Genomic DNA, 17588 nt, shown 5'->3' on the forward strand with positions numbered 1-17588 from the left:
GATGTTCCCGGCATCGGGTGGGGCGCGGGCCCGGCGGCGGCCGTACCCTTGGCATCCGTACCATCGGCGTCCGCGACCCCCCGCCCCGGTGGGCGTCCGCGACCCCCACCCCCGGGAGGCCACGATCAACCGCCTGGTTCTCTGGAACATCGACCTCACGCTGGTCGACGTGTCCATCGTGACCCGCGACGCGTACGCCGAGGCGTTCCGGCGGGTCACCGGCCGTCCGCTGGTCAAGCTGACCCAGCACAACGGCCGCCCGGACTCCGAGATCGTCTTCGAGATGCTCGCCCTGAACGGGGTCGTCGCCACCGACGACCACCTGCCGGCGTTCCTCGACGCGCTGGCCGCCGCCTTCGCGGCCCGGCGCGGCCTGCTGACCCGGAACGGCCGGACGATGCCCGGCGCGGCGGACGCGCTCAGGGCCGTGGCCGGGCTGGAGGGCACCGTCCAGTCGGTGCTCACCGGCACGATCAGGAGCAACGCCGTGCACAAGCTGACCGCCTTCGGCCTGGACCGGCACGTCGACTTCGAGGTCGGCGGCTACGGCGAGGAGGTCTATCCCAAGGCCACCCTGCTCCAGGTCGCCCAGGGCCGGGCCAGGGCCAAGTACGGCACGGCCTTCGACGGCGGCAACACCGTGCTGATCGGCGACTCGGCCCGCGACGTCCAGGCCGCCCGGATCGCCGGGGCCGCGATGATCGGCGTCGCCACCGGCCGCTCCCTGCCGGCCGAGCTGCACGAGGCGGGCGCCGACGTGGTGCTGCCGGACCTCGCCGACCCCTCCGAGGTCGTCACCGCCGTGGCAGGTCTGACCTCCCCGTCCCGCAGGGCGGGCTGATCGGCGGCGTGGCCCGGCCGTGCCGCGTCCACGCCGCACGGGGGTCACGAGCCCGCGCCTCTCCGCGCCTCCCGGCGTCTCCCCATGTCCTTCGGGGTTCCCGGGCGTCCTCCGCGCCCCGCCGGGGACGGAGCCGCCGCGTTGACCTTGTCGCGACGTCAACGTTTCTAATGGCGGTATGAAGATCGGCGAACTCGCCGCGCTGGCCGGGGTCTCCACCCGGACGGTGCGCCACTACCACCGGATCGGCCTCCTCCCCGAGCCGGAGAGGCTGACCAACGGCTACCGGGACTACCGCCTGCGTGACGCGATCGCCCTGGCCCGGGTGCGGAGGCTGGCCGAGCTGGGGTTGTCCCTGGACGAGATCCGCAACGTGCTGGCCGACGACCGGGGCCGGGACCTGGAGGAGGTGCTGGCCGAGCTGGACGCCGACCTCGCCCGGCAGCAGAAGGTGATCGCCGACCGCCGCGCCCGGCTGGCGGCACTGCTGGCCGACCCCGTCGGACTGCACCCCGACGCGACGGTGTCCCCCGGCGTCGCGGAGGTGCTGCGCGGCTTCCCGGCCGGGGAGTCGGCGCTCGCCGACCTCGACCGCGAGTTGCTGGCGCTGCTGGACACCGCGGTCACCCCGGAGGGCCACGAGCGGCTGCTCGGCCTGATGCGCCCGCTCACCGAGCCGGCCGCCGCCGCCCGGTGGAGGGCCGTCTACGAGCGGCTCGACGAGCTGACCGAGGCCGACCTCGGCGATCCCCGCGTCGCCGAGGTCGCCGCCGACGTGGCGGCCTGCATTCCGGGCGAGGCGGCGGCGATGGCCGCGGCCATGGGCGACCTCGCCTCCACGGAGGCGGAACGGTGGCTGCGGACGCTGTACGCCGAGGTGTCGCCCGCCCAGGCCGAGGTGTTCCGGCGGGCCATCGTCATGATCGCCCGGGGATCCGAGGAGAAGCCCGGGGAGGGACGATGACGCTCCGGATCGCGCGTGCGGCGCTGCTCGCCGTACCGGTCGCCGAGCTGGTGCTCATGGTGCTGCTGTTGTCAGGGGCGCCGCTGCCGGTCCCGGTGGTCGTGGCGGCGGAGGGGCTCGTCGCGGCGGTGTTCGCGTTGGAGGCGGTGACCTTCGTCCGGCTGTTCCGGGCCGAGCGTCGCCGCGGCGCGGGCCGCCGGGCCGCCCTCCGGGGGGTCGTGCGCCGGCTGGTTCCGGAGCCGGCGCGCAGGTTCCTGGGGTTCGAGGCCCGCGGCATGGCCTCCCTCGCGCTGTGGGCGGCGCGTCGCCGCGACGGCGTCCCACCGGGCGCGGTCGCGGTGCCGTACGCCCGGGGGCAGTTCTCCACGGTCCTGCTCCTGCTGTTCGCGACGGTGGTGGAGGGGACGGCCGTGGAGCTGATGCTGCAGGGCGGGAGCGTGCCGTGGGCGATGCACCTGGTGATGCTCGCGCTGCACGTCTACTCGGTGGTCTTCCTCCTGGCGTTCGGCGCCGCCTGCGCCACCCGGCCCCACGTCGTCTCCGGCCGGGAACTGCGCGTCCGGTACGGGGTCTTCTTCGACCTGCGCGTCCCCCGCGAGCTGATCTCCTCGGTACGGCGGGCGTCCGGCTACGGCGAGTCCGGCATGGTGACCGTGAAGGACGGACGACTCGGCGTGGCGGTCTCCTCCCAGACGAACGTGGTCGTCGAGCTGGCCGATCCCGTCGTCGCGGTCCGCCCGTTCGGCCGCCGCGCGGAGGTTCGCGTGATCCGGTTCTTCGCCGACGACCCCGCCGCGGCCCTGGCCGCCCTGCGCCCGCCGGTTTCCGGCCCGGCCCCCGGGACGGGCCGGAAACCGGCGCGGGACGCGGCCAGGCCGGACCCGGTGATCCCGTGACCCGGCGGCCCGGAACGCCGGATCGGTGATCGGAACCGGCCGGCGGCCCGTCACCCGGAACCCCGGCCCGGCGGTCCGGTTCAGGGTGAGGCGAGGCCGTTGAGGAACCGGGCGGCGATCGGGGCGGCCACCGCCGCCCCCTCGCCGGCGCCCTCCACGATCACCGAGAACGCCAGGTCGCCGCGGTAGCCGATGAACCAGGAGTGGGTGGGCGGCTCCTTCCCCGAGCCGAACTCCGCGGTCCCGGTCTTGCCCGCCGTACCGGGCGGGAAGGAGACCCCCTTGGCGGTGCCGTCCGTCACCACCGCGGGCATCAGCGTGCGCAGCGCCCGCACCACCGAGGGCTCCAGCTTCCTCGGCTGGGCGGCCGGCAGCAGGGCGGCGTCCACGAGGCGGGGCGGGCGCCAGGAGCCGTCGGCGATGGCGGCGGCGACGGTGGCCATGTTCAGCGGGCTGGTCAGGACGCGGCCCTGCCCGATCGCGGCCGAGGCGAGGTCGGTGTCGTCCTTCGGGGCGGGGAACTGCGCCCGTACGGCGGGCACCCCCGGGTCCACCGGCCCGCCGAACCCGAAGCTCGCCGCCACCGAGGTCAGGCGCTCGGCGCCGAGCCGTTCCACGCTCAGCGACCCGAACGTGGTGTTGCACGAGTGCGCGAACGCCGTCCGCAGCGGCACCGTGCCGAAGTCCTCGAAGCCGGCGTTGTGGAAGGCGTAGCCGCCGATGTTCCGTTCGGCGGGGCAGCCCACCGGCTGATCGGCCGTCATGCCGCCCGCGACCAGGGCCGAGGCGGTGACCACCTTGAAGGTGGAGCCGGGCGGGTAGTGGCCGAGCAGCGCCCGGTTGAACCCGCCGGGCTGGTTGGCCACCGCGAGGACCTCACCCGTCGAGGGGCGCAGCGCGACGAGCGAGGCGGGCTTGGTCACGCCGTCCATGGCGTCGGCGGCGGCGCGGTGCACCCGCAGGTCGATCGTGGTGGTCAGCTTCCGGCCCGCCCGCGCGCCCGCGGTGGCGAGCGTGGTGACCCGTTCGGCGTCCCGCACCAGGTCCACCCGGCCGCCGGAGGAGCCGGTGAGGCGGGCGGCGTACCTGTCGGCGAGCCCCTCGACGAGCTGCTGCACCGAGCCGGGCGCGGAGGGGGTGTCGATCCTGGTGCCGTCGGCGGCCAGGATCGGAGCCCGCTCGGGCCGGGACGGCACGGCCTTGATCCGCAGGCCCGGGCCGAGGCGGGGGTGGATCGCCGCCGGGGTCCACCGCACCCGCCAGGCCCGCTCGTGCTCGACCACCCGCAGCGACCCGTCGTAGGACCAGCGCACCGGGCCGTCCAGCGTCGCCCGGAACCGGACCGTGGGGTCGCCGGAGCCGCCGGAGTCGTCGGAGTCGTCGCTCCCGGTGACCCGGAAGGCGGCCCCCGACAGCTTCAGGTCCGACCGGAAGCGGGTGTACCAGCGGTCGAAGTCACCCGGCGGATCGACGGTCAGCGTCCGCATCGTCCGGTAGTCCTGCCGGGCCCAGGCGGCGAGGAAGTCCCGGGCGGTGTCCTCGGGTGATCCCGGGGTGCGCAGCAGCCACACGCCCGTGCCCGCCGCGGCGGCGGCCAGCGCGACCGCCGCCGCGCCGTACCTGTACTTGTTCCTCATGGTCCGTCCCCTGTCTCGCAGGTCGAGGAGACCAGAGGGGTCCCGGCGGTGTCCAATATTGATATTCGCTGCTTACCTATAGCGAAACCGATATGATTCCTGCTCATGGACATCGTCCGCCATCTGCGCTACTTCACCGTCGTCGCCGAGGAACTCCACTTCGGCAACGCGGCGATCAGGCTCGGCATGGCCCAGCCGCCGCTCAGCCAGCGCATCCGGCGGCTGGAGGACGAGCTCGGCGTGCGGCTGTTCGACCGCTCCGCCCGCCAGGTGCGGCTGACCAAGCAGGGGCGGCTGCTCCTGCCCGAGGCGCGCGAGATCGTGTCGCGGGTGGAGCGGCTGCGCGAGCTGGCCGGACGCGGCGAGGGCGCGGTGCTGCGGGTGGGGGTCCTGCCCGACCTGGGGTCGGCGGTGATCGCGGCGCTCATCGCCGGGTTCCGGGAGCGGGCCCCCGACGTGCGGCCGGCGCCGGCGGAGATGTGGAGCGCCGACCAGGTCGCGGCGCTGCTCGACGGCACCCTCGACGTGGGCGTGGTCCGGCACCCGGTGGCCGTGCCGGGCCTCCGCTTCGGGCCGGTGCTCGTCCAGCGTCCCGGCGTGGTGCTGGCCGAGTCCGACCCGCTGGCGGCGTCGGCGTCGGTGCACCTGGCCGACCTGGCGGGGCGGCGGCTCGTGCTCTACCCTCACGAGCCCGGGCTGCACGAGGAGACGCTCACCGAGTGCCGCCGCCACGGGTTCGTCCCGGAGGAGGTCCACGAGGCGCAGACCCTCGGCCTGGTCATGGCGGGCACGGCCGTCGCCTTCGGGCCGCAGGTCGCCCTTCCCGGGCTGCGCTGGAGGCCGCTGCTGGGCACCCCGCTGACCTGGCAGGTCTCCACCGCCTGGCGCGGAGAGCCCGGGGAGGCTGCCGTAGCCTTCGGTGCGGTGGCGGTACGAGTGCTGAAGGAGAACGCCGGGATGACGGACGACGGAGTGGCGCCGGCCCGGCGGGTGCGGGCCCGCCCCGCCTCCGGGTTCCTCGCTTGACCTCCGCCCGTCCCGGCCACGGCGACCGGGCTCCCCTCGCCCAAGGAGATTCGATGACCGGCCTCGGCACCCTCTTCCGCTCCGCCGGGGTGACGGGCTTCCTGCACGCCGTGGACGTCGACACCGGCGCCGAGGTCGGCCACTGCGCCGACGACGCCGTGGTCACCGCCTCGATGTTCAAGGTGGCGCTGCTGGTGGAGTTCTTCCGGCAGGCGGACCGCGGGCTGCTGGACCCGGCCGAGCGGGTCACGGTCATGGCGGACCGCCACACTCCCGGGGCCACCGGAGTGTCGGCGATGTCCGACGACGTGACGATGTCCCTGCGCGACCTGGCCTACCTGATGATGGCGGTGAGCGACAACACCGCCGCCGACACGCTGATGGACCGGGTCGGGCTGTCGGCGGTCAACACCATGCTCGCCGGTCTGGGGCTGACCGGCACACGGGTCGAGCATGACTGCCGCGGGCTGTTCGCGAGCATCGTCGAGGACTCCGGGCAGGAGGAGATGCCCACCGACCCCGCCGTGCTGGCACGGCTGCGGGCGCTCGACCCCGCGCGCACCAACCGCAGCACCCCGCGCGAGACGACGCGGCTGCTCGGCATGATCTGGCGTGACGAGGCGGCCTCGCCGCGGTCGTGCGCCGCGATGCGCAGGCTGCTCGGCCTGCAGGTGTGGCCGCACCGCCTGGCGGCCGGCTTCCCCTACGACGACGTCGCGGTCAGCGGCAAGACCGGGACGCTGCCCACGATCCGCAACGAGGCCGGAGTGGTGGAGTACCCCGACGGCGGGCGCTACGCCGTCGCCGTCTTCACCCGCTCGTACGGCACCGCCCACAACCAGCCCCGCGCCGACGCGGTGATCGGCGCCGCGGCGCGGGCCGCCGTGGAGCGGCTGCGCGGCTGAGCCACGTGGCCGGCACACACCACGTACCCGGCCGGTGTGTGCGCCCGGGGGATGACATTCGGGCGGGCCGCCGACAGGATGGGGACCATGGTTGAGGAAGGTGCGCTGCTCTGGGAACCCTCCCCGGAGGTCGTGAGAGACGCCAAGGTGACCCGCTACATGGAGTGGCTCGGCCGGCCGGGCGACTACGACTCCCTGTGGCGGTGGTCGGTGGACGACCCCGCCGGGTTCTGGACGTCGATCTGGGACTACTTCGGGGTGGCCGGCGAGCGCGGCGACGGGCCCGTGCTGTCCGGGACGATGCCCGGCGCGGAGTGGTTCGCCGGCTCGACGCTGAACTACGCGGCCAACGCGCTGCGCCGCGCCGCGTCCGACCCCGGCCGCCTCGCGGTGGTGGCGCGCGGCGAGACCGGTGAGCGCCGGGCCCTCACGCTGGGGGAGCTGGCCGGTGAGGTCGCGCGGGTCCGCGCGGGCCTGGCCGCGCTGGGCGTCGGCCGGGGCGACCGGGTCGCCGCCTACGCGCCGAACGTGCCGGAGACGCTGATCGCCTTCCTCGCCACGGCCTCGCTGGGGGCCGTCTGGTCGTCGTGCTCCCCGGACTTCGGGGCCTCCAGCGTGATCGACCGGTTCACCCAGATCGAGCCGAAGGTGCTCATCGCGGTGGACGGCTACCACTACAACGGCAGGCGGTTCGACCGCTCCCAGGTCGTGCGGGACATCGCGGCCAAGCTGCCGACCCTGGTCGCCCGGGTGCGCGTCCCCTCCCCGGGCGCGCCCGCCGGAGCCGGGACGCCCGCGGCCGAAGCGTCCGGTGAGGGGGCGCCCGGCGCCGCCGGGGACGGCGGGCGGGTGATCGGCTGGGCGGAGCTGCGGGCCGCCGAGGGGCCGCTCGACTTCGAGCCGGTGCCGTTCGGCCACCCGCTGTGGATCGTCTACTCCTCCGGTACGACCGGCCTGCCCAAGCCGATCGTGCACGGCCACGGCGGCGTGGTGCTGGAGCACCTCAAGGCGCTCTCCTTCCACCAGGACCTGGGCGAGGACGACGTCTTCTTCTGGTACACCACCACCGGCTGGATGATGTGGAACTACCTCGTCGGCGGCCTGCTGGTCGGCGCGACGGTGGTGCTCTACGACGGGTCGGCCGCCCACCCGGGCACCGACGCGCTGTGGCGGCTGGCCGCCGAGGAGGGGGTGACGTACTTCGGCGTCGGCGCGCCGTACATCGTGACCTCGATGAAGGAGGGGGTGCGGCCGGAGGGGCTGGAGGCGCTGCGCGGCGTGGGCTCCACCGGCTCGCCGCTGCCGCCGGAGGGGTTCGCCTGGATCGCCGAGACGCTGCCCGGGGTCCAGCTCGGCTCGTTCTCCGGGGGCACCGACGTCTGCACCGGCTTCGTCGGCGCGGTCCCGCTGCTGCCGGTCCGCGCGGGCGTCATCCCGTGCCGCTGCCTGGGCGCGAAGGTGGAGGCGTTCGACCCGTCGGGCCGGCCGGTGGTCGGCGAGGTCGGTGAGCTGGTGCTGACCGCGCCGATGCCCTCGATGCCGGTCATGTTCTGGAACGACCCGGACGGCGCCCGCTACCGGGAGAGCTACTTCGCCGACTACCCCGGCGTCTGGCGGCACGGTGACTGGATCAAGATCCTGCCGGACGGCGGCTGCGTGATCTACGGCCGCTCCGACTCCACCCTCAACCGGGGCGGCGTGCGGATGGGCACCAGCGAGTTCTACCGGGTGGTGGAGCGCTTCACCGAGATCGCCGACAGCCTGGTGATCGACACCGGCCAGCTCGGCCAGGACGGCCGGCTGCTGCTGTACGTCACCATGGCCGAGGGGGCCGAGCTGTCCGGCGACCTGCTGGCCCGGCTGCGCGCGGCGCTGCGCGAGGAGCTGTCCCCCCGGCACGTGCCGAACGAGGTCATCGAGGTCCCGGGCATTCCGCGCACGCTCAGCGGCAAGAAGCTGGAGGTGCCGGTGCGCAAGATCCTCCTCGGCGTCCCCGCCGAGAAGGCCGCCAACCTCGACGCCATGGCCAACCCGGAGGTTCTCTCGCACTTCACTCCGAACCAGGAGTGACCCAGATCACTAAACTGCAGTTGACTAAACTGTAGTTTAGTAGAATCGGCACATGCCGGTTGCCAAGCCTGAACGAATCTTCGATCGCGACAGCGACTGGAACGCGCTGGTCTCGTTCGTCGAGTACGCCGAGCCGGAGCCGACCCTGGGAGTGATCAGTGGTCGGCGACGGCAGGGCAATACCTACCTGCTCACCGCGTTGGCCGAGAGCATGGGCGGCTTCTACTTCCAGGCGGACGAGTCAACCGAGACTGAAGCGCTGCGCATGTTCGGCGCGGCACTCGCCCGCTTCACGAACGCTCCCACGCCGATCATGTTCTCCGGCTGGGACGACGCCCTCACGCACTTCTTCTCCCTGGCGGCGGACCGGCCCATCCCGCTGATCATCGACGAGTTCCCGCTCCTGATGAAGGCGAGCCCCGCACTGCCCTCGATCGTGCAGCGTCACCTCGACACGTACTGGCACGTCAGCCGTGAACGGTGCTTCGCCCGTGTCCTGCTCTGTGGGTCGGCGATGTCGGTGATGGGCGGTCTGCTCTCCGGGCAGGCCCCGCTCCGGGGGCGTGCCGGACTCGAACTGGTCGTCAAGCCGTTGCGCTACCGGTCCGCCGCCGCGTTCTGGGGAGCGGACGACCCGACGCTCGCCGCGCTTCTCCATGCCGTCGTCGGCGGCACGCCCGCCTACCGGCGTCAGTTCGTCCGCAACGACGCTCCCGATGGATCGGGCGACTTCGACGACTGGGTCCGCCGCACGGTCCTCAACCCCCAGACGCCGCTGTTCCGTGAGGCGCGGTATCTCCTCGCGGAGGAGATGGGAGCACGGGACGCGGGCCTCTACCACTCGGTTCTCGGCGCCATCGCCGCTGGAAACTCCACCAACGGTGGAATAGCCGCTTATGTGGGACGCAAGTCCGCGGAGATCGCTCACCCGCTCAACGTGCTTGAGGACTGTCAGCTGATCGTGAAGGATCACGACGCCCTCAAGAGCGGGAAGCCCGTCTATCGGATAGCGGAACCCCTCATCACCTTCTACCAGGCGGTGATGAGACCGCAGTGGGCCGCTCTTGAACTCGGGGAGGCCGAGCGGGTGTGGCGGGGTTCGCGGCCGAGGTTCCTGTCCCAGGTCGTTGGCCCAGATTTCGAGCAGACATGCCGCGACTGGGCGATTCTGGCTGATGGCGCCTTCGACGAACCACCGGGGGAGGTGGGCTCCACTCTCGTCGTCGACCACGCGAAGCGGGAGAACAACAAGATCCAACTTGATGTGGTGGCGGTGTCGCCTTCGTTGCTCGGCGAAAAGCGGCGGGTCCTGTCGATCGGTGAGGTGAAGTGGGACAGGGTGATGGGGCTCGGGCACCTGGAGAGGCTGCGTCGCGCACGTGAGGTGCTCGCGGCACAGGGGCACAGGGTGGAGGAGGCGAAACTGGCCTGCTACAGCGGGGCGGGGTTCGACGCCGACCTCACCGCCGCCGCCCGCCGGGACGACCGCGTCCTCCTGGTGGACCTTCTCACGCTGTACGGCTGACACGGGAACGTAGGCGGGTGACCGTCCGAGGCGGTCAGCCGCTCTCCGTCGTACGGCTGACGCCGAACAGCGGCAGGCAGGGCTCCAGGCCGTGGATCGCGATGTCCTCCCGGGCGGTCCAGGCGTCGCGGGCCAGGCGCAGCCGGCGGAGCTCGGCGGCCTCGCCTCTGCGGCTGCGGATCTCCACGCCGTCGGGGGCGTAGCCGAGCTTGCGGGAGACCCCGAGCGAGGCGTGGTTGTCGACGAACGCGCCCGAGACGGCGTGGCCGGCGCCGAGGCCCGCGAAGGCCAGGTGCAGCACGGCGGCGCGCATCTCGGTGCCGATGCCCCGCCCCTGGAACCGGCGGCCGATCCAGGAGCCGGTGTCGACCTGCCGGGTGACGGCGAAGTCGGTGGCGCCGATCTCCTGGGTGCCGACGACCTCCCCGTCCACGACGGTGACGAAGGAGCAGCTCCACTTCTCCGGAGACCACGCGCCCCACTGCCGGAAGTGGAAGGCGACGGTGCTCCGCGCCCGCTCGTCGGGCTCGGCGTCGGTCCACGCGAAGAGGAACGGCATGGCCCCGGGGTCGTGGACGCCTTCGGCGGCGAGGCCGGCCAGGGCGTCGAGGTCGTCGAGGGACGGGAGCCGCAGCTCCAGGCGAGGGGTGGTCACCCGCAGTCCGAAAAGGGGCCAGTTGCGCATTTCCCGATGGTGCCAACCCGGACGGGTGGCGCTCCACCGGTTTTCGGCGGACCCCCGGCTCCCGCGGGCGGTCCCGCCGCGCCGCACGGCCGGTCGCGAGCGGACCTCCGGCTCCCGCGCCCCGCCCCGCCCCGCCGCACGGCCGGTCACGGGCGTACCCCCGGCCCCCGCGGCCGGTCCCGCCACGCCGTACGGCCGGCGGGACCGGCCCGCCGGGGCGGCGAGGATCGGCCGGGCCGCCGGTGATGCGCGAACCTCGCGAAGACGCCCGCCCGGGGCCCTACCATGGTGAGGGAGCGGGGGCTTCCCCGCCGCCCGGACCGCACGAGGCACCCCCCGGCGTCCGGCCGGACCGTTCCGGCGGCCCGCCGGAGCATCGACGCCACGTTGACGTTTCCTGGCTTTTCGGGTGATATGCAGGGCGGCGGCATGTTTCGGTCAACGGGGATCGGGACACGCGGCCGCTGGAGGTGTTGTGCCGCGGGCCATGCCCGGTGGGCGGAGTTTCGATGGGCGGGGGGCGCGGTGTCGCCGCCTCATCCAGGCCACCCTGTGCGATGCTTTCCTCACCGCCCCCATCCGGCGGGGACCGTCCCTCCCGCACCACGGGACCGCCGGTCCCGCCCCGGCGACGGCGGCTTCCACGCCGACGACGGCGGGGAGCCGCGGGGCCCACGACGCGCCAGGCTCCGACGATCCGCGGCGACCGGTCGCCGGTCCCGCAGGCCACGCCGACCTCGACGGCCCGATCGCCCGCTCCACCGCGGGGACACCGCGCCGCACTCCGCTTCCGCTTCCGCTCCCGTCCGCGCCGGGCGCCGGCCGTACGGGCGCGCGACGCCCGGATGCGGGCCTGGCGGGTACGGCGTGCCCGGGTGCGGGCCGGACGGCGGGAGATCCGCCGCCGGGAGAACCGCGGCTTCCGTATTACTTCCTCCGACCCTGGGAACTACGGATTAAGCCGTAGATCCCTCCAACTATGGAAAACCCCTCACAAAGGAGTGAGAGCGACATGCCGCTCAACGAGGCCAAGGACGAGCTACTCAGGAGTGCCGCCGAGATGTGCGCGCACACGCCGGGTAGCGAGCACGTGGGCGCCGAGGAGGCCCTCGCCTATCTGCGGCTGTACTACCGGCATGTCGCCCCCGAGGACCTGCTGAGCCGCGACCCGGTCGACGTCTACGGCCCGGCGATGGCCCAGCGGCAGCTCGCCGAGCAGCGCCCCCAGGGCCGCGCGCTGGTGCGGGCCTACAACCCCACGCTGGAGGAGCACGGCTGGGACCCCGGATGCTCGGTCATCGAGGTGGTCACCGACGACATGCCCTTCCTGGTCGACTCGGTGACGATGGAGCTCGACCGCCACGAGATCGGCGTCCACCTGGTCGTCCACCCCCAGATGCGGGTGCGCAGGGACATGACCGGCAGGCTGCTCGGCCGCGGCGAGGACGACACGACGGGGCAGATGCTCGTCGAGTCCTGGATGCACTTCGAGGTCGACCGCCAGGCCGACGCCGCGGCCCTCAGGGCGCTTGAGGACGACCTGCAGCGGATCCTGTCCGACGTGCGCTTCGCCGTCGAGGACTTCGTCAAGATGCGGGCCCTGGCCGTGCAGACCGCCGAGGACGTCTCGCTCAACCCGCCGCCGCTGGAGCCGGCCGAGGTCGAGGACAGCCTGGAGCTGATGCGCTGGCTGGCCGACGGCCACTTCACGTTCCTCGGCTACCGCGAGTACCGCCTGGAGGAGGGCGAGGACGGCGACAGCCTGCGCCAGGTCCCCGGCACCGGGCTCGGCATCCTGCGCCACGACAAGTCGGGCTCGGAGAGCTTCGCCGCCCTCAGTCCCGAGCTGCGCGCGAAGGCCCGCGACCGGCAGCAGATGATGATCATCACCAAGGCCAACACCCGCGCCACCGTGCACCGCCCGGCCTACCTCGACTACGTCGGCGTCAAGATGTTCGACGCCGCCGGGGAGGTCGTCGGCGAGCGGCGCTTCCTCGGCCTGTTCACCCACGTGGCCTACAGCGAGTCGATCTCCCGCATCCCGGTGCTCCGGCGCAAGCTGGCGGAGGTCCTCGACCTGGCCGGGTTCACCGCCGACAGCCACGACGGCAAGGACCTCATCGAGATCCTGGAGACCTTCCCCCGCGACGAGCTCTTCCAGACCTCGGTGGAGCAGCTGCTGCCCATCGCGCTCGGCGTGCTCAGGCTCCGCGAGCGCAAGCAGGTCAGGCTCTTCCTGCGTCCCGACGACTACGGCCGCTACATCTCCTGCCTGATCTACCTGCCGCGCGACCGCTACACCACCAAGATCCGCGTCAAGCTGCAGAACCTCCTGCTCAAGGCGATCGGCGGCACCTCGCTCGACTACAGCGCCATGATCGGCGAGTCGGCCCTCGCCCGGCTGCACGTGGTGGTCCGCGGCGAGCGCGGCCGGCCGCTGAGCGTCGACACGGTGAACGTCGAGGAGCTGGAGGCCAAGCTCGCCGCGGCCACCCGCTCCTGGGACGACGACCTCGCCGCCGCGATCGTCGAGCTGAGCTCCGAGGAGGAGGCCCCCCACCTCGTGCGCCGCTACGCCACGGCGTTCCCCGAGGGGTACAAGGCCGACTTCCCGCCGCGGATGGCCGTCGCCGACCTGCGCCGCCTGGAGGAGCTCGCGGAGTCGTCCGACGAGCTGGGGATGAACCTCTACGAGCCCTACGACGCCGCCGAGGGCGAGCGCCGGTTCAAGATCTACCGGATCGGCGCCCCCGTGTCCCTGTCGCAGGTGCTGCCGCTGCTGCAGCGCATGGGCGTCGAGGTGGTCGACGAGCGGCCGTACGAGATCGACCGCGACAACGACCCCGACACCAAGGACGCCTGGATCTACGACTTCGGCCTGCGCTACACCCCCTCGCAGGAGGTGGACCGCGACGAGTTCAAGCGGCTGTTCCAGGACGCGTTCGAGGCGCTGTGGCACGGCCGGGTGGAGAGCGACGGCTTCAACGCGCTGGTCCTGGCCGCCGGCCTGACCTGGCGGCAGGCCGAGATCCTGCGGGTCTACGCCAAGTACCTCCGCCAGGCCGGCACCACCTTCAGCCAGCACTACATCGAGCAGGTCCTGCTCGGCAACGTCCGCGTGGCCCGGCTGCTGGTGCGCTACTTCGAGGCGAGGCTCGACCCCCGCCGCGCCGAGGACGTCCGCGACGAGCTGCAGGACGCGCTGCACGAGGAGATCCTCGGCGCCCTGGAGGACGTCGCCTCCCTGGACGAGGACCGCATCCTGCGCGCCTACCTGGAGATGATCGGCGCCACCCTGCGGACCAACTGCTTCCAGACCGTGGACGGCCAGCGCAAGCCGTACATCAGCCTCAAACTGGACTCGCCGTCGATCAGCGTGCTGCCGCTGCCCCGGCCGAAGTTCGAGGTGTTCGTCTACTCGCCGCGGGTGGAGGGCGTGCACCTGCGCTTCGGCAAGGTCGCGCGCGGCGGCCTGCGCTGGTCGGACCGGATGGAGGACTTCCGCACCGAGGTGCTGGGCCTGGTCAAGGCGCAGATGGTGAAGAACACCGTCATCGTCCCCACCGGCTCCAAGGGCGGCTTCGTCGTGAAGAACCCGCCGAGGTCGGGCGGCCGGGAGGAGGTCCTGGCCGAGGGCATCGCCTGCTACCGGATGTTCATCTCCGGCCTGCTGGACATCACCGACAACCTCGTCGACGGCCGGGTCGTCCCGCCCGCCGACGTGGTCCGGCACGACGAGGACGACACCTACCTGGTGGTCGCCGCCGACAAGGGCACCGCGAAGTTCTCCGACATCGCCAACGAGGTCGCCAAGGACTACGGCTTCTGGCTGGGCGACGCCTTCGCCTCCGGCGGCTCGGTCGGTTACGACCACAAGGGCATGGGCATCACCGCCCGGGGCGCCTGGGAGTCGGTCAAGTACCACTTCCGCACCATCGGCGTGGACGTGCAGAGCACCGACTTCACCGTGGCCGGCATCGGCGACATGTCCGGCGACGTGTTCGGCAACGGCATGCTGCTGTCCCAGCACATCCGGCTGGTCGCCGCCTTCGACCACCGGCACGTCTTCGTCGACCCCGACCCGGACGCGGCCCGCGGCTACGCCGAGCGCGCCCGGCTGTTCGCGCTGCCCCGCAGCTCCTGGGCCGACTACGACGCCTCGCTCATCTCCAAGGGCGGCGGCGTCTGGCCCCGTACGGCCAAGTCGATCCCGGTCTCCCCGCAGATGCGCGCCGCGCTCGACCTGGCCGACGAGGTGACCTCGCTGGCGCCCAACGACCTGATCAGCGCCATCCTGCGGGCCCCGGTGGACCTGCTGTGGAACGGCGGGATCGGCACCTACGTCAAGGCGTCGAGCGAGTCGCACGCCGACGTCGGCGACAAGGCCAACGACGCGCTGCGGGTCGACGCCGCCGACCTGCGCTGCAAGGTGATCGGCGAGGGCGGCAACCTCGGCTTCACCCAGCTCGCCCGGATCGAGTTCGCGCTCAACGGCGGGCTGGTCAACACCGACTTCATCGACAACTCCGCCGGTGTGGACACCTCCGACCACGAGGTGAACATCAAGATCCTGCTGGACCGCGCGGTCCGCGACGGCGAGCTGACCGACAAGCAGCGCGACCAGATCTTCCTCGACATGACCGACGAGGTCGCCGAGCTGGTCCTGCGGGACAACTACGACCAGAACGTGGTGCTGGCCGCCGCCCGCGCCCAGGCGCCGGAGATGCTGCACATCCACGCGCGCCAGCTCCGCAGGCTGGAGCGGGCCGGGCTGCTCAACCGGGAGCTGGAGGCCCTGCCCTCGGACAAGACGATCGCCGAGCGGCGACAGGCCGGGCTCGGGCTCAGCGCGCCGGAGTTCTCGGTGCTGCTGTCCTACACCAAGCTGGTGACGGACGCCGAGATCCTCGCCTCCGACCTGCCCGACGACCCCTACCTGGCCTCCTGGCTGGTGTCCTACTTCCCGTCGGCGCTGCGCGAGCGGATGCGTCCCCACATGGACGCCCACCCGCTGCGCCGGGAGATCATCACCACCTGCGTGGTGAACGACATGATCAACTCCAGCGGGACCACCTTCATGTTCCGGCTGGGGGAGGAGAGCGGCGCGTCCGCCCCCGACATCGCCCGCGCCTACCTCGTCACCCGCGAGGTCTTCGACCTGCCCAGCTTCTGGCGGCAGGTCGAGGAGCTGGACAACAAGGTGGACACCGCCACGCAGATCGCCATGGAGCTGGAGGCGCGCAAGCTGGCCGAGCGCGGCACCCGCTGGCTGCTCGGCAACCGCCGGGCGCCGCTCGACCTGGCCTCCACGGTCGACTTCTTCGCCAAGGGCATGAACGGCCTGCTGCCGCACCTGCCCAAGCTGCTGACCGGCTCGGACCTGTCGGCGTTCGAGGAGCGCCGCGACTCCTTCATCGCCCGGGGCGTGCCCGAGGAGCTGGCCGAGCGGGTCGCGTCGATGGTCCCGGCCTACTCCACGTTCGACCTGGTGGAGGTCGCCTCGCAGCTCGGCCGCCCGGTCGGCGAGGTGGCGGAGGTCTACTTCGACCTGGCCGACCGGCTCCAGCTGGCCGGGCTGCGCGAGCGCGTCATCGCGCTGCCGCGGGACAACCGGTGGAACTCCATGGCGCGGGCCGCGCTGCGCGACGACCTCTACGCCGCGCACGCCTCCCTCACCCGCGACGTCCTGGCCCACAGCACGCCGGGCCTGTCGCCGGAGGAGCGCCTGGCCCACTGGACCGAGGCGAACGCGGCGGCGGTGGCCCGGGCCCGGCAGACCCTGTCGGAGATCTGGGAGAGCGACAACTTCGACCTGGCGACGCTGTCGGTGGCGCTGCGCGCGATCCGCGCGCTGGTGGCCACGGTCAACCTGCCGCTCCGCGAGGTGTGATCCCGAGCCGCGGGGCCCTCGGCGACCGGCCGGTCACCGAGGGCCCCGCGGCCGGTCAGGTGCCGAAGACCTTGGTGACGGCGCCGAGGTAGGCGATGACCCGCGCCGGGCCGTGGGCGTTCCGGCGCGGGACGACGCTGACGTAGGGCTGTGTCTCCACGATGCGCAGCTCCTTGACCGGCAGGTTCGAGCCGGAGACCAGCCGCTCCAGGTGCTTCGGCACCCTGATCATCGCGCAGGGCACGACCTTGACCGTGAGGGTGTCTGTCCTGATCAGCGAGTACATGACCATGGCCCCGCCGTCGGCGGTGCGCAGCGCGCGCACCGGGTAGCCGCTCGCGCCGAAGATCGAGTCGTAGCCCTGGCAGTCGTCGGCCTTGTACTTCTTCCGCTCGGCCGCGATCTCCTCGGCGTAGCCGGTGGTGCGCCGGCCCTTCTCGACCAGCCCGGCCGCGATCCCCTGGGTGCCCTGCTCCGCCGCGGTCGCGTGCAGCGGCGCCATCAGCCGCGGGCTGATCTCCACGGACCGGTCGTCCTGGTCGAGCGCGGTGGCGTAGCCCTCGGCGTCCCTGGCGATCTCCGGGACCCTCTCGCCCGGCTCCAGCAGCGCGGTCGAGCTGACGCACCACCTGTCGTCGCGCTCGGTCAGGGTGAGCACGGCGGTGCGGGAGCCGCCCGCGGAGTCCTCGCGGCTCACCACCGCGGCGAACCAGTACGGCGCCCGCTGGACGCGGGGGACCAGCAGCCGCGGCCGGCCCCAGGTGTGGTGGGGCGGCGCGCCGGCGGAGACGTTGAACGCGGCGGAGCTGAGGGCCTGCTGCGCGTCGCAGGTCTGCGCCAGCATGTACCTGCGGTCGGCGGCCAGGTGCGGCGTGGCGCCGCTCAGCACGCCCTCGGCGTCCAGGACGCCCGCCAGGGCGTCGTCCGCCTCCGCGAGGGTGACCGGGGGCTCGGCCGGGGCGGCGGGGGTGGGGGTCGATCCGGGCGGCATCCCGCCCTTGAGCGGCGTCTGGTCCCCGGGGCCGGAGCAGGCCGCGGCGCAGGTCACCAGCGCGAGGGCGAGCGCGAGCGGCCCGCGTCTCCGATGTGCCCGCAACTGCCCGCCTCCTCGTGGTCCCCTCGCGCGCCCATGCTAGCCACCGGCGGGCG

At 73.0% G+C, this 17588-nt stretch carries 11 protein-coding genes; 8 read left to right on the forward strand and 3 right to left on the reverse strand.

From position 1 onward, the window contains the following. Positions 1-88: 88 nt before the first annotated feature. The 3 genes from IEZ10_RS07505 to IEZ10_RS07515 all read left to right on the forward strand — a co-directional run bounded on the left by IEZ10_RS07505 (position 89) and on the right by IEZ10_RS07515 (position 2701). Positions 89-841 (forward strand): HAD family hydrolase, encoded by a 753-nt coding sequence (locus IEZ10_RS07505; RefSeq protein WP_229811048.1) that lies wholly within the window; start codon positions 89-91, stop codon positions 839-841. Positions 842-1019: 178 nt separating this feature from the next. Continuing rightward, on the forward strand, positions 1020-1805 hold the full coding sequence (locus IEZ10_RS07510; protein ID WP_189245765.1) for a MerR family transcriptional regulator: 786 nt from the start codon (positions 1020-1022) through the stop codon (positions 1803-1805). After that, on the forward strand, positions 1802-2701 hold the full coding sequence (locus tag IEZ10_RS07515) for a hypothetical protein (protein ID WP_189245766.1): 900 nt from the start codon (positions 1802-1804) through the stop codon (positions 2699-2701). The genes IEZ10_RS07510 and IEZ10_RS07515 overlap by 4 nt, the downstream gene beginning before the upstream one ends. An 80-nt stretch (positions 2702-2781) precedes the next feature. Here IEZ10_RS07515 and IEZ10_RS07520 read toward each other — a convergent pair whose 3' ends face one another. Beyond that, a complete protein-coding gene (locus IEZ10_RS07520) occupies positions 2782-4338 on the reverse strand; it encodes a penicillin-binding transpeptidase domain-containing protein (RefSeq protein ID WP_189245767.1) in 1557 nt (518 codons plus the stop codon). 105 nt (positions 4339-4443) lie between these two features. Here IEZ10_RS07520 and IEZ10_RS07525 point away from each other — a divergent pair, with 105 nt between their 5' ends. The 4 genes from IEZ10_RS07525 (at position 4444) to IEZ10_RS07540 (ending at position 9864) form a co-directional block, all read left to right on the forward strand. Beyond that, a complete protein-coding gene (locus IEZ10_RS07525; RefSeq protein ID WP_189245768.1) occupies positions 4444-5364 on the forward strand; it encodes a LysR family transcriptional regulator in 921 nt (306 codons plus the stop codon). A gap of 53 nt (positions 5365-5417) precedes the next feature. Then, positions 5418-6269, forward strand: coding sequence for a serine hydrolase (locus IEZ10_RS07530; protein WP_189245769.1), 852 nt, complete (start codon positions 5418-5420; stop codon positions 6267-6269). Between the two features lie 87 nt (positions 6270-6356). After that, entirely contained in the window at positions 6357-8339 is a 1983-nt protein-coding gene (locus IEZ10_RS07535; protein ID WP_189245770.1) for an acetoacetate--CoA ligase, read from the forward strand. Positions 8340-8391: 52 nt separating this feature from the next. Beyond that, positions 8392-9864: an ATP-binding protein gene (locus tag IEZ10_RS07540; protein WP_189245771.1), complete on the forward strand. Its 1473-nt coding sequence runs from the start codon at positions 8392-8394 to the stop codon at positions 9862-9864. Positions 9865-9898: 34 nt separating this feature from the next. Here IEZ10_RS07540 and IEZ10_RS07545 read toward each other — a convergent pair whose 3' ends face one another. Next, the gene (locus IEZ10_RS07545; RefSeq protein WP_189245772.1) at positions 9899-10549 is read right to left on the reverse strand and encodes a GNAT family N-acetyltransferase; all 651 of its coding nucleotides are present in this window, start codon (positions 10547-10549) and stop codon (positions 9899-9901) included. A 1012-nt stretch (positions 10550-11561) separates the two neighbouring features. On the opposite strand from IEZ10_RS07545, the gene IEZ10_RS07550 reads away from it, so the two are divergent. Then, entirely contained in the window at positions 11562-16439 is a 4878-nt protein-coding gene (locus IEZ10_RS07550; protein ID WP_189245773.1) for an NAD-glutamate dehydrogenase, read from the forward strand. Between the two features lie 55 nt (positions 16440-16494). Here the strand turns inward: IEZ10_RS07550 and IEZ10_RS07555 are convergent, their stop codons facing one another. Continuing rightward, positions 16495-17535: a DUF8094 domain-containing protein gene (locus tag IEZ10_RS07555; RefSeq protein ID WP_189245774.1), complete on the reverse strand. Its 1041-nt coding sequence runs from the start codon at positions 17533-17535 to the stop codon at positions 16495-16497. Positions 17536-17588 lie beyond the last annotated feature (53 nt).

It is taken from the genome of Streptosporangium pseudovulgare, from assembly GCF_014648055.1.
GTDB classification, from domain to species: domain Bacteria; phylum Actinomycetota; class Actinomycetes; order Streptosporangiales; family Streptosporangiaceae; genus Streptosporangium; species Streptosporangium pseudovulgare.